This is a genomic window from Nocardia sp. NPDC055053 (assembly GCF_053608285.1).
Map to the genome: position 1 here is coordinate 196,365 of NZ_JBSGVD010000004.1, position 23,783 is coordinate 220,147.

21 protein-coding genes and 1 pseudogene are annotated in these 23,783 nt (G+C 65.7%); 13 read left to right on the forward strand and 9 right to left on the reverse strand.

Annotation, left to right across the window (positions count from 1 at the left end):
• Positions 1 to 82: 82 nt before the first annotated feature.
• Both ACWF82_RS06120 and ACWF82_RS06125 read left to right on the forward strand, forming a co-directional pair.
• The gene (locus tag ACWF82_RS06120) at positions 83 to 592 is read left to right on the forward strand and encodes a MarR family winged helix-turn-helix transcriptional regulator (RefSeq protein ID WP_452498480.1); all 510 of its coding nucleotides are present in this window, start codon (positions 83 to 85) and stop codon (positions 590 to 592) included.
• A 314-nt stretch (positions 593 to 906) separates the two neighbouring features.
• Positions 907 to 1,977 (forward strand): hypothetical protein, encoded by a 1,071-nt coding sequence (locus ACWF82_RS06125; protein WP_452498482.1) that lies wholly within the window; start codon positions 907 to 909, stop codon positions 1,975 to 1,977.
• 253 nt (positions 1,978 to 2,230) lie between these two features.
• Here the strand turns inward: ACWF82_RS06125 and ACWF82_RS06130 are convergent, their stop codons facing one another.
• Entirely contained in the window at positions 2,231 to 2,698 is a 468-nt protein-coding gene (locus ACWF82_RS06130) for a VOC family protein (RefSeq protein ID WP_452498484.1), read from the reverse strand.
• Positions 2,699 to 2,807: 109 nt separating this feature from the next.
• On the opposite strand from ACWF82_RS06130, the gene ACWF82_RS06135 reads away from it, so the two are divergent.
• The gene (locus ACWF82_RS06135) at positions 2,808 to 3,809 is read left to right on the forward strand and encodes a helix-turn-helix transcriptional regulator (RefSeq protein ID WP_452498486.1); all 1,002 of its coding nucleotides are present in this window, start codon (positions 2,808 to 2,810) and stop codon (positions 3,807 to 3,809) included.
• Between the two features lie 171 nt (positions 3,810 to 3,980).
• On the opposite strand, the gene ACWF82_RS06140 is transcribed toward ACWF82_RS06135, so the two are convergent.
• Entirely contained in the window at positions 3,981 to 4,490 is a 510-nt protein-coding gene (locus tag ACWF82_RS06140; RefSeq protein WP_452498488.1) for a hypothetical protein, read from the reverse strand.
• 279 nt (positions 4,491 to 4,769) lie between these two features.
• Between ACWF82_RS06140 and ACWF82_RS06145 the strand changes: the two genes are divergently transcribed.
• A complete protein-coding gene (locus ACWF82_RS06145) occupies positions 4,770 to 5,285 on the forward strand; it encodes a hypothetical protein (RefSeq protein ID WP_452498490.1) in 516 nt (171 codons plus the stop codon).
• A gap of 655 nt (positions 5,286 to 5,940) precedes the next feature.
• Here ACWF82_RS06145 and ACWF82_RS06150 read toward each other — a convergent pair.
• On the reverse strand, positions 5,941 to 6,063 hold the full coding sequence (locus tag ACWF82_RS06150) for a hypothetical protein (protein ID WP_452498492.1): 123 nt from the start codon (positions 6,061 to 6,063) through the stop codon (positions 5,941 to 5,943).
• Positions 6,064 to 6,548: 485 nt separating this feature from the next.
• Here ACWF82_RS06150 and ACWF82_RS06155 point away from each other — a divergent pair, with 485 nt between their 5' ends.
• From ACWF82_RS06155 to ACWF82_RS06170, 4 genes are all read left to right on the forward strand, one after another.
• Complete coding sequence (locus tag ACWF82_RS06155) at positions 6,549 to 6,989, forward strand: DUF4265 domain-containing protein (RefSeq protein WP_452498494.1); 441 nt, start codon at positions 6,549 to 6,551, stop codon at positions 6,987 to 6,989.
• 826 nt (positions 6,990 to 7,815) lie between these two features.
• Positions 7,816 to 8,043, forward strand: coding sequence for a hypothetical protein (locus tag ACWF82_RS06160; protein WP_452498495.1), 228 nt, complete (start codon positions 7,816 to 7,818; stop codon positions 8,041 to 8,043).
• 146 nt (positions 8,044 to 8,189) lie between these two features.
• Positions 8,190 to 9,377, forward strand: coding sequence for a serine hydrolase domain-containing protein (locus ACWF82_RS06165; protein WP_452498497.1), 1,188 nt, complete (start codon positions 8,190 to 8,192; stop codon positions 9,375 to 9,377).
• Positions 9,378 to 9,444: 67 nt separating this feature from the next.
• Positions 9,445 to 10,956 carry an alpha/beta fold hydrolase gene (locus ACWF82_RS06170; RefSeq protein WP_452498499.1) on the forward strand — a complete coding sequence of 504 codons (1,512 nt, stop codon included), beginning with the start codon at positions 9,445 to 9,447 and terminating at the stop codon, positions 10,954 to 10,956.
• A gap of 41 nt (positions 10,957 to 10,997) precedes the next feature.
• Here ACWF82_RS06170 and ACWF82_RS06175 read toward each other — a convergent pair whose 3' ends face one another.
• The 3 genes from ACWF82_RS06175 to ACWF82_RS06185 all read right to left on the reverse strand — a co-directional run bounded on the left by ACWF82_RS06175 (position 10,998) and on the right by ACWF82_RS06185 (position 13,828).
• Entirely contained in the window at positions 10,998 to 11,642 is a 645-nt protein-coding gene (locus ACWF82_RS06175; RefSeq protein ID WP_452498500.1) for a response regulator, read from the reverse strand.
• Positions 11,630 to 12,889 (reverse strand): sensor histidine kinase, encoded by a 1,260-nt coding sequence (locus ACWF82_RS06180; protein ID WP_452498502.1) that lies wholly within the window; start codon positions 12,887 to 12,889, stop codon positions 11,630 to 11,632. Before ACWF82_RS06180 ends, ACWF82_RS06175 begins: the two co-directional genes overlap by 13 nt.
• A 222-nt stretch (positions 12,890 to 13,111) precedes the next feature.
• Positions 13,112 to 13,828, reverse strand: coding sequence for a histidine phosphatase family protein (locus ACWF82_RS06185; RefSeq protein WP_452498646.1), 717 nt, complete (start codon positions 13,826 to 13,828; stop codon positions 13,112 to 13,114).
• Positions 13,829 to 14,447: 619 nt separating this feature from the next.
• Here ACWF82_RS06185 and ACWF82_RS06190 point away from each other — a divergent pair.
• The gene (locus ACWF82_RS06190) at positions 14,448 to 16,910 is read left to right on the forward strand and encodes an FHA domain-containing protein (protein ID WP_452498504.1); all 2,463 of its coding nucleotides are present in this window, start codon (positions 14,448 to 14,450) and stop codon (positions 16,908 to 16,910) included.
• A 184-nt stretch (positions 16,911 to 17,094) separates the two neighbouring features.
• On the forward strand, positions 17,095 to 18,618 hold the full coding sequence (locus ACWF82_RS06195) for an FAD-binding oxidoreductase (protein WP_452498506.1): 1,524 nt from the start codon (positions 17,095 to 17,097) through the stop codon (positions 18,616 to 18,618).
• A 1,228-nt stretch (positions 18,619 to 19,846) separates the two neighbouring features.
• Here the strand turns inward: ACWF82_RS06195 and ligD are convergent.
• A complete protein-coding gene (gene ligD, locus ACWF82_RS06200) occupies positions 19,847 to 20,797 on the reverse strand; it encodes a non-homologous end-joining DNA ligase (protein ID WP_452498648.1) in 951 nt (316 codons plus the stop codon).
• Between the two features lie 321 nt (positions 20,798 to 21,118).
• The gene (locus tag ACWF82_RS06205; protein ID WP_452498508.1) at positions 21,119 to 21,589 is read right to left on the reverse strand and encodes an STAS domain-containing protein; all 471 of its coding nucleotides are present in this window, start codon (positions 21,587 to 21,589) and stop codon (positions 21,119 to 21,121) included.
• Positions 21,590 to 22,019: 430 nt separating this feature from the next.
• Between ACWF82_RS06205 and ACWF82_RS06210 the strand changes: the two are divergent.
• Positions 22,020 to 22,472: pseudogene (locus ACWF82_RS06210) on the forward strand (SDR family oxidoreductase); the annotation flags it as partial.
• A 316-nt stretch (positions 22,473 to 22,788) separates the two neighbouring features.
• Here ACWF82_RS06210 and ACWF82_RS06215 read toward each other — a convergent pair.
• On the reverse strand, positions 22,789 to 23,106 hold the full coding sequence (locus ACWF82_RS06215; RefSeq protein WP_452498509.1) for a plasmid stabilization protein: 318 nt from the start codon (positions 23,104 to 23,106) through the stop codon (positions 22,789 to 22,791).
• 175 nt (positions 23,107 to 23,281) lie between these two features.
• Here ACWF82_RS06215 and ACWF82_RS06220 point away from each other — a divergent pair, with 175 nt between their 5' ends.
• On the forward strand, positions 23,282 to 23,503 hold the full coding sequence (locus tag ACWF82_RS06220) for a hypothetical protein (protein WP_452498511.1): 222 nt from the start codon (positions 23,282 to 23,284) through the stop codon (positions 23,501 to 23,503).
• The gene (locus ACWF82_RS06225) at positions 23,500 to 23,721 is read left to right on the forward strand and encodes a hypothetical protein (RefSeq protein WP_452498513.1); all 222 of its coding nucleotides are present in this window, start codon (positions 23,500 to 23,502) and stop codon (positions 23,719 to 23,721) included. Before ACWF82_RS06220 ends, ACWF82_RS06225 begins: the two co-directional genes overlap by 4 nt.
• The last annotated feature ends 62 nt before the right edge of the window (positions 23,722 to 23,783 follow it).

Below are 23,783 nucleotides of genomic sequence, written 5' to 3' on the forward strand. Positions count from 1 at the left end.
ACTATTTCAGAAACTTAACTACCTGGCAATGCCGACCCCGCGGAGCGGATAAGCTCGCAGCCGGACCGAAAGGAGACACCGCGTGGACGAGGACACCGCGAACACCGATCCGGCCCTCGACCGGACTGGGCTGGAAACCGAGATCGCCCGGGATCTGCGCGCGCTGACCGCGATCTCCGAACAGATCGGGCACGTCTTCGCGCGGTCGAACGACCTGCGCCCGAACGACTTCCGTGCCCTCATGCACGTCGCGACCGCGGACGCCGAAGGCGCACCACTCACCGCGGGCCAGCTGAGCAAGCTCATGGGCGTCTCGGCACCCGCTGTCACCTACTTGGTCGAGCGCATGATCGAATCCGGACATCTCGAGCGCGCCCCCGACCCCACGGACCGGCGGCGCGTCCACCTCGGCTACACCGACCACGGGATGTCCGTGGCGGCCGGGTTCTTCGGCCCCCTCAGCGCGCGCACCCGGGCGGCACTGGCCGATCTACCCGACGCCGACCTGGCCGCCGCCCACCGGGTCTTCGTCGGGATCACCGCCGCCCTGCGCGATTTCTACGGGGAGCTACCGGGAGCAGCCGCCGGCTAGGCAGTGTTTCGCAGTGGTAGATGGTTGCCGATCGCCGCTGTGCGGCGATCGGTGACTGGGTTGTGTCGATGTAGCGGCGAACTTCCTACGGAGAAGCTCCGACACGACTATCGGCGAATGTCACGTCCAGCCACGCTTGCCGAAATGCCGATTTCAACGACGAAGCGTCGCGCAGGAGGGCGGGGGCATCGTCGCGGTTCATGACTGATTCTCGGCGGCAGTGAGTGCGCCGAGCTGTCGGAGGGTTCTGGCACTGTGCACGACTGACTGCTCGCCAACCAGGCACTTGCTCATGCGGAGGGTTCTTGTCACCGATGACCATCGATCACTACCTCGCTCGGTTCGGCGCCACCGACCGCGCGCAGCTGGTTCCACTGCTACAGCAGGTCAGACGGTCGCACCTGTCCGAACGGCGCGCCGCACTCGCCGCCCTCGCCGAAATCGGCTGGCACACTATCGAACCCGCCGACCTCGCGCTGCTGCATCGGTTCATCATGGCCAAGCTGGCACGCGAGCGGCCCCAACCCCTGCGAGCAGCGGAGGATTGCTTGTGGTGGGCGCTGCCCACCGATGACCAAGCCGCGGTACTCGACGCGTTCGGGCTGTCGGATCCGGTCCCGGCAACCGTCGCGATGGGCACCGTTGTGGCCCTGGAAAACCGACGACATCCGATCGAGGAGTGTGAACGGGTCTACGTCAGCCCCGTTCTCGATGGCTGGACGCTCGTATTCGGGGATCCGGCTTCGCACTACCCCCGTGACGACGGGCGGATCCAGGAGGCGCAGGAATCCTACGTCTGGGAGACGTTCATGCAGAACGAATCCGATGACGTCAAACAGGCATGGCTCGCCAGCATGTCGCGCCCGTCCAGGAATGAACGTTGTTGCGAGCTGAGCGGTCGATTCGGCGCAGCACACTGGTACAAGGAAGCTGGCGACTACGAATGGGGTGGTTGGGGTATCGCCGAAAACGGCGAAATGATACGAAGGGCCAGCCTCGATGATCGCGTTCACGAGGAGCCGGCGTTGTCTGGCGACCCCCACCCGTCCGAGCTGGGTCTGCGTGCCGAGCCGGTGTCGGAGTGGTTGCGCGACCACGGCTTCGCACCCGACGCCTGGGACGACATCGTCTCCGACATCATGTTCGGCCGGATCGGAGATCGTTCTGGCGGTGCGGATTTCACCGAAATTCGGGACTCGCAGTGGGTGGAGTTCCAGCATCGGACCGGAATTCCGGATGCGATGACCCCCCTGCGTATCGCTGAACGGGCGTCTGTGGGTCCGCTCACCCTGGGTTCGCAGACCCGGATGGCGGGCCACGGGGTAGTCGCGCTGACCGAGCGTGGGCGGCAAGGCGGCGGACACCGCGGCGCGCTACCCGTTTGATCAGGTAGAGAATCCCGGTGGCCCGTCACCGCCAGGGCGGTCACGAGGTCTCCGGTATGCAGTTGAATCTTCGTCGATCAACCAACTACCGGAAACCTCGCCACTGTCAAAAACACAGCCCGTCAACCAGTCTCACACCCTGCGGTGGTCATTTCGAGACACACCCTCGGCCCGACCGCGCGCTGACTCCCGCTGACGAAGTAGAAGGAACTCACCGGGGTGCGACCAGTCGCCGCACCCCGGTGAAATTGCCTCAGGCCTGGGCGTATTCGGCTGCGACGTCAAGGATCCAGGTGATACCGAAGCGATCGCGCAGCATCCCGAACCCGGGTGCCCACTGCGCCGGGCCGAACTCCTCGATGACGGTCGCCCCGTCCGCGAGTCGTTCCCACAGCGCGCCCACCTCCTCGACGGTGTCACCACGGACCGAGAGGAAGAATGGTTCCGTGGTGAGGGTGGCGCCGTTCTCGCGGCGGGTGGTCGCCGGGTCCTGGACGACCGGCGCGTCCGCACCGGGCACGTCATAGGCCATGACCCGGAACCCGTCGTCGGCGACGACCTGACCGAACACGACCTTGGCGGCGTCGGGCAGCGCGGCGGGCATCCCGAAGTCACCGTAGGTCGCGACGGTGATCCGGCCACCGAACACCGACTGGTAGAACTCCAGAGCCGCGCGAGCCTGACCGTGGAAGTTCAAGTGAGCGACAGCGTGTACCGACATCTGACAGATCCCTTCGGAGTGTTTCGCCACCGGAGGGCTCCGGCGGCAAATTCCACCCTGTCAGCAGTACCGGTCAGGGAACGTCCGCTATTTGTGGCAGCCTGGGCACATGCCGATCGCCTCTTCGACAGCGACCTCCCGCCGCCTGCTCTCGCTGTTGTCGTTGCTGCAGGTCCGCCGTGACTGGCCTGGAATGCTGCTCGCCGAACGGCTGGCCGTGAGCGAACGCACGGTTCGCCGCGACGTCGAGCGGCTGCGCGAACTCGGCTACCCGATTCACGCGGTGAAGGGACCCGAGGGTGGTTACCGGCTCGACGCGGGCAGCGAGCTGCCCCCGCTCCTGTTCGACGATGAGCAGGCGGTCGCGCTCGCGGTGGCGTTACGGATCGCTGTCGGAACGGGAGCGGGTATCGAGGAGGCAGCCGCACGCGCCTTGACGACCGTGCGGCAGGTCATGCCGTCCCGCCTGCGCCAACGGGTCGACGCCCTCGAGGTGATCGCGGTCGAACCGGGCGGGCGCAGGGCAGATCCCCAGGTCGACACCGCCGTTCTGCTCGCGCTGAGCGCCGCCGTCCGGTCCGCGGAGGAGGTGCGGTTCGACTACCGGTCAGTGGCAGATTCACCGCATCCGGGGTTGCCACCGGCACGGCGGGTACATCCGCACCACCTCGTGGCTCGGGGTGGTCGCTGGTACCTGATCGGATGGGATCCCCAGCGGCACGATTGGCGGATACACCGTGCCGATCGGATGGCACTGCGCGTCCCCAACGGGCCACGCTTCACCCCGCGCCAAGTACCAGGTGGCGACGTCGCCGCGTTCCTGTCCGCCCGATTCAAAGGCTCCGACAGCGCCGACAGCTGGCCCTGTCGCGGCGAGGTGATCCTCGATCTCCCCGTCGCACAGGTGGCACCGTTCGCCGGCGACGGAACCGTCGAGGAACTCGGCCCCGCACGAACCAGACTCCTGACCGGCTCCTGGTCCTGGCCCGCGCTCGCCGCGACGCTGGCACGATTCGACACCGAGATCGAAGTGATCGGCCCGGACTCACTGCGTGACGCTTTCGCCGCGTTGTCCCGGCGAGCCGCACGGGCCGCACGCCCGAGGTCATGAGCACGTTCGAAACACATGCAGCGAGGACGAATCCTCACAGATCAGGAGTCAACCAAGACCGGCCTGCAGCAATGGTGAGGTAGGTTGTGGCGGCTATGAGGAGTCGCGATGAGGTCACGCACCGAATCGATAGCTACTTGTCGTTTGGCTCACCGTTCGCTAACGGTGCCCCTAGTTGGGCAAGAAGCGACGAGCCCAGTCGGCGAACTGCTGCCCGAATTCCGCCTGTGCCGTAGCGACAACCGCCTCCGGATTTTCCGCCACCGGCAGGCCGAAGTGCTGCGCGAGCCAGGCCGTGTACTCGACGTGGCCCGTGCTGTGCGGTTCGTCCGAATCGCGCCAGAATGAGACTTCGTCCCAGTCCACCATGATCTCCGAATCGAAGCCGATGAGCTGGAAGAGCTCCCGCACATTGCGCGCGACCACGTGCAGTCCACCCTCGTCCCCGAAAACCACAACAGGCAAGGCGGTGAGTTCCGCCTGGTCGTCGTACCGCCAGAGCGCATAGAACGAACCAGAACCATTGGCCTGCGCGAAGGGGACCAACCGGGCGGTGAACTCCGGGTTCTCCGACCAAGCCTCGAGCTCGGAGGTACTCCCGTACTCGAGCAACCCGAATCCGTTGGCGTAGTTCTCGAAGCCGATCCTGTCCTGCAGGTCCTTCAACAGGTTGAGCTCCACAACAGGGCAGTACACGGTACCCATTACCTCTCCATGAGGAGATCCTGTGGGGGTACCTGCCGACCTCCAGCGAAGCCGCCAGCGCCTCCAGGGATCACTGTCCGATCATCGTAGCTAGACGAGAATAGGGACCGCATCTCCGGAACTCGAGTATGGCGATCGTGGCACACAGTCTGAGATGATCGAACCCGGATGCCTCGTTGACCGATTCACCTTCAGCACCAAGACCATTGAGTGTTCGGGACGGTCGAGGTCGACTGCCGCGATAGGAGTCATGGGGTGGTGGCGACAGAAGCGATTTTCGGCTTCGTTGGTGTGGCGCTCGGTTCGATGTCGACGTCGGTACTCACGATCTACAAGGAGCGATTCACGAGTCGTCGCGAGACCGCTGCGCGAGATGTTCAGTTCGAACGTGAGCGCCTGTTGGCGCGCAACACCTTTCAGCGCGAGAGCATTCTCGCACTTCAGGTTGCACTCGCGGACTTGATCAACGCCGCTGACGTCGAACTCGACCGCGTCCTGACGATCTTCGAGGAGTCGGGCCAGTGGCCATCACGCCAGTGGGAAACACCCACCGCGGTGGGCTGGTCCGACGCCGTCCTCCGATTCGAGCAGGCGAATGCTCGCGTGTTCGATGACCAGTTGCAGACTTTGGCGACTGAGGTACGTCGTGCGGCATACGACTCGGTGTGGGCCGACAGCTTCGAATCCTCAAAGAACAATCACACTCGCCTGGTTCCGCTCCAGGCGGAGTTCCAACGTCATGTGGCGAAGGCGCTGCCGTCACTGTATTGAGACGGCCCTTCTCCCTCGGGCGTGCCGCCGTCGAAGCCCTCAACCACGGCGGCGACATCCACGCCACGGTGTGCGCCGCGATCACCCCGCCGCCGGATCCCACCGACATCGACACGGTCGTGCCGACCGTTCAGCTCGATTTGATCGGCACCACATTGGCACACCAGTCGTCTACTGACACCGCACCCGCCTCACCCGGTTCAACACTCGAATCGCTCAGAGCATCGCCCGGTAACCGACAAACGCAGGATTGAGCGGCTACCAACACCGGATTGCCACCACTGGATTGAGCTTGATCACGAAAGTCTGGTGTCCGACTCGATCAGGGCAGCGTAGGCGCCGCCAGGGCGCGCAGCAACAACACAGATACTCGCGGATCAAGAATCGGAACACGCCGCCAGCGTCTCAACCAGTTTCACCGATTCTTGCAGACGGTGGTGGGTGTCCCGCAGCGATCAGTGGTTCTCGTAGCGCGCTCAGAGCCGACGACCATGGAAGGGAGCCGGTATCGGCGTCTTCGGTAATCCGAACGAAGCGCACGCCCCACTCCGTAAGACGTTCGCGTGCCTGGCGTACGGCCGGGAAGTTCATCTCCACCTCCGGATGAGGTCGTGCCGTCGACCAACTCCACCAGCGAGCCAATGAAGGCGTACACCTAGAGCCGGTCACCGATATCGCCCGTTGTCGGCGCGACGTCGTAGGCGATCTCCCGCACCCGCCGCCAGGCCGTACCGCCAGCGGGATCGGCGATCACGTCCCCGAGGCGTACCTCGGTCACGGGTACTCATTCGGTGTCCATCATCAAAGGACTCCACACCCGCGCAGCAGGCGTCGAAACGCCCATCGTTGGCCACGTACGGCATCAGCCGCGCGCCACCGCCAGGCCGTTCGGGGGCTTTGCCGCGCGGCCTGCTTTGGATGAGACTGTGCGACCGCGCTGCCGCCCTCAGAACACCAACGCTGCGAACGACCGGCCCCTGACACTGGCTACTACATCGGTGAACGGCGACGTCGTTCACCGATGAACCCTGGCGGCCTGAACGACCAGAATCCTGCATCGGCGAAACCCGACGTCGCGATCATGCTCGACATCCGACGTTGGCGATCTTGCTCAATGCGGCATCATCGTGCGCGATACACCACCGCCTTCGAGGTGTCTGAACACCATGAAGTCCCACCCGATCGAGAGTCTCCCGAATGCCCGGACCGTACTACATCGCTCATGAATCACCGGTAGACCGTGGTAGTTCCAATTGCATAGCCATGGCCGACCTCGAACCGTACGGCTTTCCAGACACACTCGAACAGCTCTGGCTCGAGCCACAGGGTGAGGACACCTTCAAGGTTTCATGCGTTCCCTTCCGCGTTTACGGCCTCGCGCTCGGTGATCAAGTGAGGTTGGATCCGACCGGTCACCAGGTGACCGAACTGCTCAAGAAGTCTGAGCATCGCGTGTTTCGTATCCTCCTGCTGCCAGTGCTGTCAGGCAGCAAGGCCACACACCTGCACGACGCCATCGACGACGCCGTGACGCAGAGCCACCTGAAATCAGAGTGGAGCGGGGATCGCCACATCGCGATCGACCTGCCTCCCGACCGCGACATCCATCTGGTGTGGTCGCTAGTCAAAGACGCTGCCGCTGACGGGGGAATCGCGTGGGAGTGGGGCGACGTCGAGCAGTTCCAGCCCGGCGATGCGAAGTAGCCCGTCCACGGCGTGGTTCGCCCCCACTGACGGAATAACTGCGCGCTGACCAGCGGCACAGATGCCTGAAGATTGGACGGCCCCGCCTCACGGCGGAGCCGTCTCTCGCTAGTGTCTCAGCCCGGCTCACTCACCACCGGCTGCATCGCTTAGGAAGCCGATCGAGGTGAGGCACCGGAACCGGCATGAGGGTGGTGGATGCCGCTGATGTCAACGCACCTCACCGAAGCCCTCCATGACCGCGACCGCGAAACGCGGTCCTGCGCGTTTCACGCACGACACCGGATTCACCGCCTCCCCTGCCCCATCTGATGATTGAGTGAACCTTCATGCCAGCCTCAACCGCGCATACACCCCGACTCAGAGCGCGGTCACGGCGCCAGTCTCAGGTTGAGCAGCCACCGTGTGATCGCGTGAGACCCATTCCTACCTGGTTCAACATCTGGCTGAGCAAATGGAGACTTCGGGCTGGTGTCGGCGCTACGCGGGAGGTGCCCCTCCAGGCCGCGGCAGTAAGCGAATCGACGGTTGCGAGGGTCTGGTCGTCGATCCCGGCGGCGAGTACCAGAATGAAACGCACGTAGTCGCCGATGTCGCTGCCCGGTGGGTGCTGCTCGACAAAACCCTGGAGTCGCGGGGTCAGCGCGGGCAGCGTGCGGGCGGTAGGGAACACCACGGCGAGGCCCGCGAGTGCCAGCCGGACTGCCGGACATTCAGATGCCCACCGGGCGAGTAGGTCCGGTGGGCAAGACCGGACCGCCTCGCGGGCTCGGTCCTCGCTCCCGGGATCTGCATACCGCGGTGTGTCGGGCCAGCAGTCGGCCAGGTGGCGGTCCGCGACAGTGGCGATGCTGAACAGCAGGCCGACCGCCCGGAAACGCTGGTGCGGTGGCACCCGGTCATCGACGGCCAGTGCCGCGAGCAGAGGGACGCCGTCGGCAGTACGCGGCTGGCAGGTGTCCTGATGGACAGTCCGTCGGCCACGGTGGCGCTCCAGTGTTCCGGCAATCGTGAGCCCGTATTGCATTCCGCCATTTTCGTGACGACCAACTGACGTGGTGGTGCCAGCACTACCACGTCACGCCTGCAGACAGTACCCAGCATTCGGGTGCGCGCGGCATGGGCGCGAGGACTCCCGATTCCTAGGCTCGAATCGTCGGGGACGCACCCATGCCTTCCGGCTCGAACAGGAGGAAGCTCATGAACCCATTTCGGCGCAACTCCGGTAAAGCGGCCCTTTCGGTCGTAGTGGTGGGCGCGGTGCTCGCCGCTGCCGCGTGCGGTGAGGCATCGGTGGGCGCACCGGAAGAGGCGGCGAAGACGCCACCGCCTGCGGTGGCCACCGCAATGGAAAAGCTGGTGCGCCATGGATTTCCCGGTGTGCAGGTGGTGATCGACGGACCCGCCGGACATCGGACGTTCACCGCGGGGGTCGGCGACCTGAACACTCGCGCACCGTTCCCGGACGACGCGCGCGTCCGGATCGGCAGCAACACGAAGACCTATGTGGCGACGGTGATCATGCAGCTGGTCGCCGAGGGCAAGGTCGACCTGGACGCGTCGATCGAGCGCTACCTGCCCGGTCTGGTGCAGGGCAACGGCAATGACGGCAACCGGATCACGGTGCGGCAAGTGTTGCAGCACACCAGCGGAGTGCCGGATTACCTCGGTCGTGGCTCCGGCGACGGCATCACAGCCCAGAATTCCGAACAGATCGACCCGGACGAGGAAACGCTGCGGTGGCAGCACTTCGGGATGACCGAGCTGGTCCGCCGAGCACTGACGGCGCCACCGCAGTTCGAACCGGGCGCGAAATCCGTCTACACGAACACCAATTACCTGCTGGCCGGTCTGCTGATCGAGCGGGTGACCGGCAATCCGGCCGCCGACGAGATCGGGCGCCGGATCCTCGAGCCGATCGGCCTGCGCGATACCTATGTGCCGGCTGCCCGCGACACCATCATCCATGGCCCGCACGCCCGCGGGTATCACCGGATCGATGGTAAGCCAGTCGATTTCACCGACTTCGACCCGTCCTGGGCCGCCACCGCGGGTGACATGGTCGCCACCGCGACCGACATGAACCGGTTCTTCGCCGCACTGCTCGCCGGACAGCTGTTGCCCCCTGCGCAATTGGCCGAGATGAAACGCACCGTGCCGTTCGACCGCATGCCGGGCGCGGATTACGGCCTCGCCCTGATCCACCGGACCGCGCCGTGCGGCAAAGAGGTCTGGGGGCACGGCGGCAGCATTCCCGGCTTCGAGACACGCAACGGCGTGACGGCCGAAGGCACCGCGGTGACCGTCACGGTCAACCAGCTGCCGGCCACCGAGGAGGAGGCCGATGCGGTCAACGGTGTACTTGACGCCGCCCTGTGCGCCTCGTGATCGCCCCACCCACCTGCAACCACGGCCCCCATATTGTCTGCGGCCGAACAACTTCCGAGGAGAGACAATGCAACGCACGAAAGGGCTGACGGTCGCCTTGACCGGTCTGGTGGCCTGTGCCGGACTGATCGGCTGTGCCGGTCCCGGGGCCGAGGCGAAGCCGCACACCGCGGTGCAGGACCGGCTCGCCAGTCAGCAGTTGGATTGGAAAGACTGCGGGGTTCCGAAATTGGATGAGGCCGGGGCACAGTGCGCCGACGTCACTGTGCCGGTGAATTACGCCGACCCACAGGGGCCTACGCTCACGGTGGCGATCTCCCGGATCGCCGGCACCGATCCCGCACCGCAGCGCGGCGTCATGCTGTCCAACTCCGGCGGTCCCGGCGGCGAAGGCCTGGACTTCATGGTCGATGTCGGCAAGGCGATGACGCCCGAGGTGCGGGCACGCTACGACCTGATCGGCATGGATCCGCGTGGCGTCGGGCGCTCGTCCGCCGTCGACTGCCGGTGGCCGATCGGCTTCGGGCTGCATTCGGCGGGCCTCGACGCGGCAGGCTTCGCGGAATCCGTTGCGATACAAGGGGACCTGGCCACCCGCTGCGCCGCTACCGAAGCGGCTCGACTTCCCCACATCACCACCCGCAACACCGCGCGGGACATGGACGTCATCCGCGGCATTCTCGGCGCGGAGAAGATCAGCTACTTCGGCACCTCGTACGGCACCTACCTCGGTGCGGTGTACATGCAGATGTTCCCCGAACGCAGCGACCGGATGGTGCTGGACAGCGCGGCCGACCCGGACGCCTACGGGACGGTCGGCATGATGCAGGCCATGGGTCCGGCCAACGAGGCCGCACTCGACCTGTGGGCGGATTGGGTCGCGACACGCGACGGTGAATACCACTTCGGTACCAGCCGGGCCCAGGTTCGCGGTGCTGTCCAGGACCTGATCAAACAGGCTGCGGACACGCCGATCCGGATGGGCGAATACGAGATCGACGAACACTGGCTGCCGGTGGTGCTGTTCGTCGGGCTGGACAGCCCGGACCAGTACGGGATGCTCGCCGGTCAGATCCGCACCATCGCCGATGCTGCCGCGGGCAAGCCCGCCCAGCCCGACGAAACGTTGAATGCCACACTCGGATTCGCGTTGAAGGCACGGCCGAACGATAATTCGGCACAGATGGCCATCATGTGCGGTGACGTTGCCGCACCGCGGGATCCGGAATTCTATCGGCGCAACATCGAGGCTGCCCGCGCCACCGAACCGGTGTTCGCCGGATTCACCAACAACATCACACCGTGCGCGTTCTGGGCCCCGCCCACCGAACCGACCACGGTGGTGCGCAACGCGGTGCCCGCCATGATCGTGCAATCCACCGGTGACACCAGGACCGCGTACGACGGAGCGGTCGCCCTGCACAACGCTTTGAGAGCGTCCCGCATGGTCACCCTCCAGGATGTGCCGGTCCACTGGATCTTCGGGCGCTACCAGAACTCCTGCGTGTATTCGGCGGTGAACACCTACTTCCGGGACGGCACGCTGCCCGTCGGCGATATGACCTGTCGAGCAGACTGACCGGAACCGGTGCGGCCCTGAACCCCAACGGGTTCAGGGCTTCACGCGTTCAGGTAGGTCAAGACAGCAAGTACCCGGCGATGGCCGACATCCTCGGCGGAGAGTCCGAGCTTCGCGAAAATGCTCCGAATGTGTTTGTGCACAGCGCCTTCGCTGACCACCAGCCGCTCGGCGATGGTCGCGTTGTTGTGGCCCTCGGCCATCAGCGCGAGCACCTCGCGCTCGCGGGCGGTCAGCGTGGCCATCGGGTCATCGGCCTTGCGCCGCACCAGCAGTTGCGAGATCACCTCAGGGTCCATCGCGGTGCCGCCCGCCGCGACCCGGCGCAGCGAATCGAGGAAGCGATCCACCTTGCCGACCCGCTCCTTGAGCAGATAGCCGACACCGCCCATGCCGTCACCGAGCAGTTCCGCGGCGTAGCTGTCCTCCACCCAGGACGACAGCACCAGCACCGGCAGGCCGGGGTGCAGCTTGCGCGCGCTGACGGCCGCGCGTAAACCGTCGTCGGTGAACGTCGGCGGCAGGCGCACATCGACGACGACCGCGTCCGGCCGATCCGCGGCCACCGCCGCGAGGAAGTCGTCCGCGTTGTCCACGGCGGCCACCACCTCGATGCCCGCCGTGCTCAGCAGCAGCACCAGGCCCTCCCGCAGCAAGGCATTGTCCTCGGCGATCATGACCCGCACGGCAACTCCACCCGCAATATAGTAGGGCCACCGGGTGGACTGGTCAGCGTCATCCGGCCGTCGAGCGCCTCGGCCCTGCGCCGAATACCGGCCAGCCCGCCGTCGTAGGTCTCCACGGCGCCGCCCACCCCGTCGTCGTGGATCTCGATCGTCAACAGCTCGGACGCACCGCCGAGCACCAGGGAAATGGCCGCGGCGCCGGAGTGCTTGGTGGCATTGGTGAGCGCCTCGGTGATGACGAAGTACGCCGCCGCCTCCACCGCGGCGGGACGCCTGCCGACCTCGCGGAGATCGAGCACGCAGGGGATCGGGTTGCGGGCGGCCACCGCCGAGATGGCACTCGCCAGGCCCCGATCAGTGAGCACCGGCGGGTAGACGTTGCGCACCACATCACGCAGCTCGGCCAGCGCGGCCGTCGCGGTGTCCTGCGCCTTGCGCACGAGACCCTGCGCTGTTTCCGGATCCTTGTCGCGCAGTTGGTCGGCCAGCCCGAGCTGCATGATCACCGCCGCGAGCCGGGCCTGCGCGCCGTCGTGCAGGTCACGCTCGATCCGGCGCAGCTCGGCACCGTGCGCGTCCAGCGCGGCGGCCCGGGTCGCGGTGAGGGCCGCGACCCGATCGGCCAGCAGGGCGCCCTCGGTCGGTTTCAGCAGGGCACGGGTGGCCATTGCCTGCCAGCGCGCGGCCACCGGAAGCTGCAGAGTCACCAGGGCCACCGGGAATGCGAGGAAGAAGCTCAGTATCGCCTTCGGCCACGAGTCGACCACGAAACCGAAACTGGCGAACTCCTCCCCCGCCGGCATCAACTGCCAGAATCCCGGGATCACCAGCTGAACGAAGGTGCTGAGCGGCAGCACGATGGCGAACACCGCGAGATAGATGCCGGTCAGCGCGTGTGCGACCAGCCAGCCGAAGTCCCGGCGGTTCGCCGGATCGGTGAACACCGTCGCGACCCGCTGCCGCAAGCCGCCGGTGAACGGCTGATAGGCCTGCACCGCCTGTTCACCGAGATACCGTGCCGCCCTGCGCCGATCGAACGACACCAACGGCCGGGTCAGCCGAATCACCTCGGGCAGCGCCGGTATCCCCACGCCGATCAGGCAGAAAGCGCAGACGATCAGCAGGCCGACCACCGCGACCAGCGCGAACAGCGCGGTGACACCGCCGACCGCCAGGTACCAGACAGCGCCCGGCAGCCGCCGTGCTTTGTCTCGTGCGGAGCGCAGGGCCTTGATCACGCTCGTCATGCTGTCAGAACAGGACGCGACCACGCCCGGCCGGTGCCCTCCATGCCCGAGGCCCGCGTCGCCCGGGCACAGCTTCGCTCACGCCGATCTTCGGTCCGGTCATTTGACCGCCACGCCACGGATGAGCTTTCGGGTGCCGCAGGGCGCACGCTGTCATCGCCACGACATGGGCCGCCCAGCACTGCTGGCAGCGGCCCATGCCCTGGACGACGAGATGGCGGTTCAGCCGGCGGAATGGCCGTCCCACGAGACGAGCTTCCAGCCCTTCGCCGGGGAGCCCTTCACGACCACCCGGCCGGTGTTGTGCAGCGGATCGGACTGCAGCTTGCTCATGTCAGGATCGGAGACGGACATGAGCGCCCAGAACATGATGGCACCGCCATGGGAGAAGATCACCGCACGCTTGCTGCCGCGGTCCTGGATGTCCTGGATGGAGTCGTCCATGCGCTTCTTGAACTCGTGGCCGTTCATCGAGCCGGGGATCCGGGCATCGAGGTTGCCCTGCAGCCACTGGATCGGTGCGGCCAAGTAGCCCTCACGCGCCTCCTTCTCCGGCGTGCCCTCGTAGATGCCTGCCTCGATCTCGTGCAGTCCCGGTTCGACGACGGTCGAATGACCACACAGCTTCGAGGTCGGCTCTGCCGTCTGTTGGGTCCGAACCATCGTCGACGCGTAGATGCCGTCGAACTTGCAGTCGCCGAGCAGTTCGGCTACCGCAGCGGCCTGCACCCGCCCCTTCTCGGTCAGGCCGGGTCCGGGGACGGAAGTGTCGATCAGACCGGAAGTATTGCCTGCCGATTCGCCATGGCGGACAAAGGTGAGGAACATTTCACCGGTTTGCGGCGCTGCGGCCGAGCCACCAGCTCCGACTGCCATGAGCGCCACCGCCGCGATGATCGCTGCGATCATCGCGAACAGGCGAGACTTCATCAGATTCATAGAGACTCCCTCATAAATATGGTGCAGGCCACACTGAAACGTTCCAGTGGCGGGAGTCACACTAAGTTCGACTCGACAGGCCCCCAAGAACGTCTCCCGGTGGACGGGAGCCTTCGGCCACGTTCTTATCCGCCCGCGCCGCGGTGCGGGCGGACGTCTGGGCACAGTCCGCTCGGACTACACACGACGTCTGGTGGCTCGGCATGCACCCTGCCGGGTAACAGCCGAAGTCCGCTCGCCGTCCCGACGACGTTGACGAGCGAGCATAGCGGGACATCATCGGTTGTGTTCATCAGATCGTTTGGTCGGCATGAAATATGCGACGTAACAAAATTCGATGCATGAAACAAATTTGGAAATATTCGGCTTCGATCTTGCATCCGGTTCCATCGGATTCATATCGCGAATTCCACCAGCGCCTTTCTCCGACTCGGCCGTTGAGCGGCTTCGCGGCGGATTCCGCGCTATCGAGTGTGATTACCTCTGCGCTCTCCGGGACGGGTTTGCGCTGGTCAGTCAGGTACGGCTCATGGCGCGGAAATGGACAGAGCGGACACTACGAGGGATGGTTGCGGCCTATTATCACCACGACAGTTCGGCACGGTCGTATACTCCTGTTATGGCGGATGGGCAGTCCTCCACAGAATTCTCCGAATCGCCGGTTCTTGTGGTGCAGACGCGAGAACGCGTCTATCGACTACGCGCCGGGGGTACATACAACGTCGGCCGCGATCCGGACGCCGACATTGTTGTCACCGATCCGCGCGTCTCGACCTTGCACGCGGTGCTGGAGCAGGGGTCGCACGGTTGGGAGATCGAGGACGCGCACAGCCTCAACGGCACCTTTTTCGACGGTCACCGCGTCGAGCGGATGGTGATCGACCACGACGAGACCTTCCAGCTCGGTCATGCCAAAGACGGTGCGCAGTTGTGCTGCTCGCTGGAAACATCGCCCGGCCTCGAGCCCGAGACCGATGGCGATAGAGGTGGGGACACGATGATCGTCCCGGATCCCGGCTATGACCTCGACGATGACGCCACGATCACCAAGTTCGAGCCGGGCCTGCCCCGGCGAGTGTCGCGGTCCTCGCCTCCGGCCGCCCATCCCGGCGCGGTAGTACAGATCACCTCGGACACGCTGCGGATCGGGCGCGCCGCCGACAACGACATCGTCGTGCCCGACCTCATGGTCTCTCGCCATCACGCCGAACTGCGGGTGATCGCCGAAGGCGGGTATCAAGTCGTCGACCTCGACAGCCACAACGGCACCTACGTCAACGGACACCAGGTCGACGCCGCGGACCTCTCCGAATCCGATCTGATCGGCATGGGACACACCACCTACCGACTCGTCGGCAACGAACTGCACGAGTCCGTCGACACCGGTGACATCTCGGTCTGCGTGCAAAACCTCATCGTGCGGACACCGGAAGGCAAAGTTCTCCTCGACGATGTGACCTTTCCTATCCCGCAGCACTCGCTCGTCGGGGTCATCGGACCCAGCGGAGCGGGCAAGTCGACCTTGTTGGGCGCGGTCACCGGGCTGCGGCCCGCGACCGAGGGGACCGTCCGCTACGACGGGCGCGACCTGTACACCCATTACGACGAACTCCGGCACCGGATCGGGCTCGTTCCGCAGGAGGACATCCTGCACAACCAGCTCCCGACCCGACGCGCCCTGCTCTACGCGGCCGAACTCCGCTTCCCCGGTGACACACGCAGTGAGGAGCGCGAACAGCGGGTCGACGAGGTCCTCGACGAGCTCGGTTTGACGCGGCACGCCGACACTCGCATCGATCGACTCTCCGGCGGGCAACGCAAACGGGTGAGTGTCGCACTCGAGTTGCTGACCAAACCGTCCCTGTTGTTCCTCGACGAGCCGACCTCCGGCCTGGACCCAGGCCTGGACAAGACGGTCATGGAAATGCTGTCCGAACTCGCCCACGACGGGCGCACCGTCATCGTCGTCACCCACAGCGTGGCGAATCTCGATTCGTGTGACCGCCTGCTGGTCCTGGTGCCCGGCGGCAGGCTGGCCTATTACGGTCCGCCCGCAGAGGGGTTGCAGGAATTCGGGCAGCGCACCTGGGCCGAGGTGTTCCAAGCATTCGATCGGGAGGAGGACCGCGACTGGGCCAGTGAATTCCGGGACTCCCCGCGCTACGAGAACTACGTCGATGTCGGGCCGATCGACGACGTCGGACAGGCGGAAGTGCAGCGCCCACCGGCACCACCGCCCGCGCCGCAGTCCAAGCTCAGCCAGCTCAGCACACTGTGCAGGCGCTACTTGGCGGTGATCGCCTCGGACCGTAGCTATTTGGTGTTGCTCGGCGTAATGCCGCTGCTGCTGGGCGGTTTGATCGCTGCGATCCCGTCGGGCGAGGGGTTCACCGGGGCACCGGGAACCAATACCGACGCCCCGACCAAGCTCATGATCTTGATATTCGGTGCCTGCTTCGTCGGCACCGGCAACTCGATCCGCGAGATCGTCAAGGAACAGACGATCTACCGCAGAGAACGCGCCGCAGGCCTGTCGGCCGGAGTCTATTTGATGTCGAAACTTCTGGTCTTGGGTGTGATCACCATCCTTCAGGCGGTGGTGTTGTTCTTGATCGGCACTATCGGTGAGAGTTTCCCGCCGAAAGGGATATTTACCTCGGTCGAGGTGGAATTGATCTTGGCGATGGCGATGCTGGGCATCGCGTCGCTGTCGATGGGCTTGCTGGTGTCGGTCTCGGTGAACACCTCGGAGAAAACACTGCCGCTGCTGATCGTGCTGTCGATGGCACAACTCGTGCTCACCGGCGGTCTGGTGCGACTGCCCGGCACGCCCGTTCTGCAACAGCTGTCCTACCTGTCGCCGTCCCGCTGGGGCTACGGCGCTGGAGCGGCCAGTCTCGACCTGGACACCCTCTCACCGCACGATGGTGGACCCGACCCGCTGTGGAAACACACCCTCGGCACGTGGCTGCTCGACATGGGAGTCGTCGCCGCTCTAGCGGCCGTCTTCCTCACACTGGCCTGGTATCGCCTGTACCAGATGCGGCCACGGCGGCGCGGTGCCCGCCCTGCGCGGATTTGACACGACAAGCACAGAGCAGCCTGTGTACCAGGATTTAGGCACCGATGACGGGCGTAGGTCAGCGGCAGCAGTTCGGGTCGAGTACGCCAAGGCGGGCGGGGCAAATCGGGATATCCGACGTCGTCGCCGAGGACGCGCCGAGCCCGGCCGATCGTGGCGTAGACCGATTGAGAGGATCTGAACCTTGAGCGATCTTTCTCGCCGTGACCTGCTCAGGACGTCGGCGGCCGCCGGCGTCGGAGCAGTCGTCGCCTCGGGCCTTGCGGCCGCAGACACGCCGGATATTGCAGGCTCGAGCACCCCGGGAATTGTGGCCGCGGACCACCCGAGTAAAAGCCCGGGAAGCCCGCCCGCGACGCTGACCGGCCACATCGTCCACCCGGGTGACACGTCGTACACGGAGGCGCGACTCGGCTGGGACCAGCTCTTTTCTCACTATCCGCTGGTCATCGTCTTCGCGCAGGAAACCCAGGACGTGGTGAACGCCCTGACGTGGGCGCGGCAGCACGACATCGCGTTGCGGGTGCGGAGTGGCCGCCACGCCCTCGAAGGCTGGTCGAACGTCGACAACGGCATCGTCATCGACGTCAGCCAGCTGAAATCGGTCCAGATCGACCCTGGCGCTCGTATCGCGACGGTCGGCGCCGGGCTGAACCAACTGGAAGGGGTGACGACGCTCGCGAAGCAGAACCTTGCGGTCACAACCGGAAGCGAGGGCAGCGTGAGCCTGTGTGGTGCGACGCTCGGCGGTGGCCTCGGGCCACTCAACCGCTGGCTCGGCATGGCCTGTGACAGTCTGGTGGCGGCCGAGGTCGTCGTCCCGTCGGGTCACGACTGCGCCAAGGTGATCAACGCGGACTTGGAGCACCACTCGGACCTGCTCTGGGCGCTCCGCGGGGCGGGAAACGGCAACTTCGGGATCGTCACACAACTCACCTATACGGTGTATCCGCTCGAGCAGCTCGCCTCTGTGCAGGCGACATGGGATGGACTTGGGGACCTTTACGGGGTCTTCGAGGCGTGGCAGCGTGCGGCGCCGTCCGCCGACAGCCGTCTGGGATCCGAGCTCGAGATCCACAAGTCCCAGATCCTGCTGACCGCGTGGCTTGTGGACGGGGCAGCGGCACAGGCCAGAGAGATGCTGGCTCCGATCCTGTCGGTCGGCACGCCCGATGTCACGGTGCAGGTCGGTAACTGGGGCGACATCTTCGCGCGAGCCCAGCTTCCGCTCGCGCAAGAGCCCGCGAACTGGAAGTTCTTCTCGGAGTTCGTCAAAGAGCGGTTCCCGAAGAAGGCGATCGACCTCATCGGCGACTTCATGCGAAACGCTCCCACAGAGGAGAGCAACTACTTCGTCGATGCCTTCGGTGGGGCGATCAAGAGGGAGCCCCCCGGCGGCACGGCGTTCGCGCATCGTGACGCGCTTTTCTACGGCGAGATCGGCGCAGCCTGGGGGACTCGTTCGACACAACCAGGCGTCGGCGACCCGCTGACCTCCCAGGCCCAGGCCTGGACCGCTGAGTTCAGCCAGGCGCTGCGGCCCTACGCGGACGGCGCCTACGTCAACGTGCCGAACATCGGAATGCAAGAGTGGGAGACCGCCTACTGGGGAAGCCAGCGCTTCGAGCGGCTGCGCAAAATCAAGGCGAAGTACGACCCCAACAACGTCTTCCAGTACGAGCAGAGTATCCCGCCCGCGTCACACTGATCGACCACTGATAATCGGCGTCGATCACCAACCGCCCACCCGACAACCGCAGGTCGTCCCCGTTCTCATGTTCGACATGCCTCACCCCGGGCACCATAAAGTTGTCACCGATCGACCAACGCCCGCAGGACATCGCGATCCCTCAGACGGGATACGTACCTACGATGACCAGGCGTTATCAGTTGCACATGTTTTGCGTGTCCTGCCGGGGGCGCGATCCTGCGACAACCGTCAGTGCAGGCGTCGATATCGCGCGGTGGCGAGCTTCTGGCGGGATGCAGATTCAGTCGCGGTCGTCATCGCGATGGCTTGACTGCGGTTGAATCGGGCATCACCCTTGAAATGCAGAGTGGATAATCCAGCGCTCTATAGAGGAGACGATGGAGCTATGTCCAGCAAGAATCTATCTGAAGAGCCTCAATCGGAACGAGGAGCCAAAGGTTCACGAGACACCGGGTCGGATACGCCCGGCGGAGGGACGGCCGATCGCCCGGCCGGCACATTCGACCAAGAAGAAGTCACCTCGACTCGCGACCACAACCCGGCGGAAGAGAACATCGGCACGACCGGGACGCGCCCTCCGGAAGACGCGGAACCGGCCATACCTCCCTATGAAGGCCGCCGAACAAGCGCCGAAGGAAGAATTACGAGCACCACTGCGGGCGAAGGGACCGGCGCCGATACCGCAGGCGCTGTACACCCGGTGACCGACTCGAAGTTCAAAGCACCTGCCCCTGATAGCACCCCCGGGGGCGCCACCAGCTCCCCAGCTGACGAGCAACCCGCATCGCAGGCCTCGGAAACCGAAGCTACGGACGAGGGCGTGGAGGAGGGCCATCACAGCGGCGTACGCAGAGCCGAGGACCAGCCGCGCGAATCCAGGTCGCAGTGACACCGCGTACGACGACGGAGGGCACTTGATGGCTCGACTGGCTGTCGATCCGAACTAGCGGGAGGCGGGAAACCACGTGCCGATAGCGTGCCACGCCATCGGCACGCAAGGCCGCCATCCAGCCCCGGCGGCCGGGCTCGGGGCTGGTTGTCCGGGGCCGAGCCGGGCGACTCCACATCGGCATTACGCTGCTCGACGCTGGCCTGGACCCGGACGACCCGCGGGTCTGGGCCGTCCAGCAGCGGATCAGCGATCTGCTCGTCTGCTACGGCATCATGCGTACCGCGCGGCTTCACGATAGCCCCGACTGACTCCATCAATTGGATTGCCCGTGGATCAGGAAGGTAGTCCGACCTCGTCAGGGGCCTTGTCGGTGCGGATCCCGCGGAAGCTGGGATGCCGCAACAGACCGTCGCCACTGACCTCGCGGAATTCGATGTCGGCGACGAACACCGGCTCGACCCACCACGCCGCCCGCGTCACCGCCGGCGGCGGCGGGTCGTCGAGCGGGGTGGTGTCGCGGCGGACTTCCTCGAGGGCGGCGCGGATGCTGCGCCGGGCCTCGGTGGTGAACCCGGTGCCGACCCCGCCGATGCAGTGCAGGCGGCCCTCGGGAGTGTGTCCGGCCAGGACCAGGCCGCCGAAGGTGGCGGCGTTGGGGCCGGTGCCAGGGACCGCGCCGACGATGACCGCCTCGGTCGTGGCCCGCAGGACCGTCTTGATCCAGGCCGAGGACCGTTTGCCCGGCTCGTAGATCGAGTCGCTGCGCTTACAGACGATCCCTTCCAGCCCGGAGTCGGCGGCCAGGTGCAGCAGCTGGTCGGCGTCGACCTCGGCCAGCGACCAGGCCGGTGGAACCCGCACCCGCGCACCGTCATCGAGGCCCAGCTCGGTCAGCGTTGCGCGCCGCGACCAGTACGGGTCGGCGACGAGCATCTCGTCGTCGAGGCCGAGCAGGTCGAACACGATGTAGTCGACGCGGACCTCGGCGATCAGCGTGGGCGACGGATGTCCTACGTGCATGCGCCGCTGCAGCCGGGAGAACGAGGGGGCGCCGCGGTCGTCGGGGGCGACGAGTTCGCCGTCGAGCAGGATCGACCGGCCCTCGGTGACCTCGGCCAGCGCGGTGACGATCTCGGGGTAGGAGTCGGTCATCTCGCGCAGATTCCGGCTCCACAAGCTGACACCGTCGGGCCCGCAGCGGGTGATCGCGCGGACGCCGTCCCATTTCATTTCCGCGCACCAGCCGCCTGGCGGCCGCGGGGGCCGTCCGGGTTTGGCCAGCATCGGTGCTGGCACCGCCAGACCCACAAGATCAGGCTAACCCCGGCCCACCTGCGGTTTCGGTCCCGCCACCGTTTTGATAGGCGTGTTCAGGCCGTGCGCAGACCTGGGGCTTGCTGACCCGGAGGTTCACGCCGTCCGGTTAGGGTGTGCGCCGGCCATGATGTCGTTCCACCAGGCTTGCAGCGGGCTGGGATCGGGCCAGCACACCGGTGATGTGTCTATTTCTCTGGGTTCGGTGAGACGGGGGTCGAGATCGTGATACATGGGCCGATACCTCGAATGCGTTATCTCCTACAGGATTTAGCAGCACGTTCGAGGTCGTTATCGGGATCCGGGCACCGGCACGACCACCCGGACGGGTAGGGCGGCCCGCGGGCGGGTGGCGGTCAGGGATTCGACCAGCGTGGTGTGCACGGGCAGCCACGCGCTCATCCCCGCGATCGCGACGACGCGGTCGACCACGTTGTTGGGGTCCGGATTGAACACGCCGACCTGCACGCTGCGGGCAAGGGCCTGCGGGGCGCGGTCGACCAGGTCCAGGATCGGTCGGCAGCCGATGAACTGGATGGAGCTCAGGTCGACGACGAGGCGGCCGCTACCAGCGGCTTCGGTGATGGCGGTGTCGAGGATACGTCGCCATCGGGGCTGGGTGTAGGCGTCGGCTTCGCCATAGACGTGCAGTATCGCGGCATCGGCGCGCAGCTCGAGGTCGGCGCGTAATCGCTCGTGGAGATCTACGGGTTCACCAGCGACCGGAGGGAACAGGTCACCGCGGTGACTGGGAGGCTTCATCGGAGGCCCTCGGCATCCTCGAAGCATCAGCACGCTTCGACACTGCACAGCCGATCCTGACGGTTCTCAAAACCAGCCGATAGTCCATCTCACCACGAGACCGCGGTGTCCGCCACCGTCGTGACGCTGTTGAGGCCTTTGCCGAACGCCCGCCAGAGCGGCCGGACCTGCCCCTCGAGCAGAACGATAAGCCCACCCCCGCCTGCGACCTCGACGGTACCCGCTGCTCAGACCTCAGAAATCAAGGATTACGTTGCCGTCGTCGTCGAGCGCGTTCGCCCCGTCCCGAAGGCGCGCCCGGTGGCCACCCGAGGCGTAGTCCGCGGCCAATCGCTGTTTGCCGGTCGGTTTACGCGGTAGCCACCCGGAAAGGTGGCTGTCGAACGGAGGGCTCGATCATGGGATTTCCCGAACAGCAACAGAAGGTGCCGCGGTGGCGGAATTCGGCACGATCGATGTGCTGGTGAGCAACGCTGCTTACCAGATGACCCACACGGATGTGTCGGAGATCAGCGACGAGGAATTCGCCTATACCTTCGCGGTGAATGTCGGCGCGTTCTTCCATCTCGTCCAGGCCTCGGTGCCGCATATGCGACCCGGGTCGTCGATCATCGGCAGTTCCTCGGTCAATTCCGATATGCCCAATCCCACGCTCGTGCCCTATGCCGCGACGAAGGCCGCGATCGCGAACCTCTCGGCGAGCCTGGCTCAGTTGCTGGGTGAGAAGGGGATTCGCGTGAACAGTGTGGCGCCGGGCCCGATCTGGACGCCGCTCATCCCATCGACGATGCCACCGGAGAAGGTGGCCGAATTCGGTGACGATGTGCCGCTCGGCCGGGCGGGCCAGCCGGCCGAACTCGCCCCGGCCTACGTCCTGACGGCCCACGTCTTCGGTACGTTGTCGACACCGACAGGCCGCGCGCGCGAGCCGACGCGCAGCATTCGCGACGCCAACGGCGTCGTCGCGGCCGGTGCGCTCGGCTCGCACCGCAGCCCCTGACAACCACCGTGCACGAGACGGCAACGAAGACGGCGCGCGCAAGATCGCCGCGGACACCTCCCAAGCCCTCGACGACATCGGCTTCACCACCCCGCCCCGCGGAAGTGGTCGAGTGCTCGTCCGGATCGCGCGGTTGACTGATGTGGGTGTGCGACCGAAATTTGAAACCGATCTGCATGGCGAATCTTTTCGCAGCGGGTCAGGCGCGACCGAGTGCGTGAGCCAGCTCCTGCTTGTTCATCTTCGAGCGGCCGTCGATATTGCGGCGGCGGGCTTCCTCATAGAGTTGATCGCGGGTCTTGCCGCTCCCCTGGGCCCGCTGCCCACCGCGCTTCTGCGATGAACCCGAGGACCCGCCGCCCGATCCCTTCGTTTCCCCGTGCCGGGACCGCGTCTTATTGACCGTGGCAGCGGCGATCTGCTCGGCGCGCTTTTCACTGCGACCGCGTTCACGCTCGGACTTCTTAATGTCTTTATACTGCCGTTCGCGTTTCGCACTCCACGTTTGCTGGGGCATGGCACACACCTCCTGGGGTGAGGGACAACGTTCTGTTACCGCCATACCCGGAGATCTGCCTCGGAAACCGCTGCTCCGGTTGCTGGGTGAGATCGTCACAGGCATTTGAGGATCGATCGGTGGAATTGCCCAGCCGAAGGATCGAAAACTCGGGAGGTCAAATGTCGCATCCCGATTGACCGGACTTCGCGCGGCGGCAACCCTCGCGGATCTGGGACTCGCAGGCTTCGCCGCGGGCGTGATCGCGCGTCGGTGCCGCACGATGGGTCTGCTCGAACGCACAGGAGCCGACGCACGGACCACCGCGCGATTACACGCGCTCCGTGACGAATTCGGTTCGGGACCGGTCGAATTGGTGCTGCCCGGCCGCGCCGCCACTGCCGATACGTCCAGATGAAGGCGCCGATCCCGCCCGACAACAGAATCGCGCTCGGCCCGATCAGCACGGCCAGTCTGGCCGGTGAGTCGCAGAGCGTGGTGGTCGCCGCGGCGCACGCCGATCTGCGACTCGCCCACACCGCGGTGACCGCGCACACCACTCCCGCGACCCCGATCACCGCGATCACCGCGATCACCGCGATCACCGCGATCACCGCGATCACCGCGATCACGTAGAACACTGCCTGTCTGCCGACGCCGCCATTCGGCCAACGCTTCTCGACATCATCGACCATGGC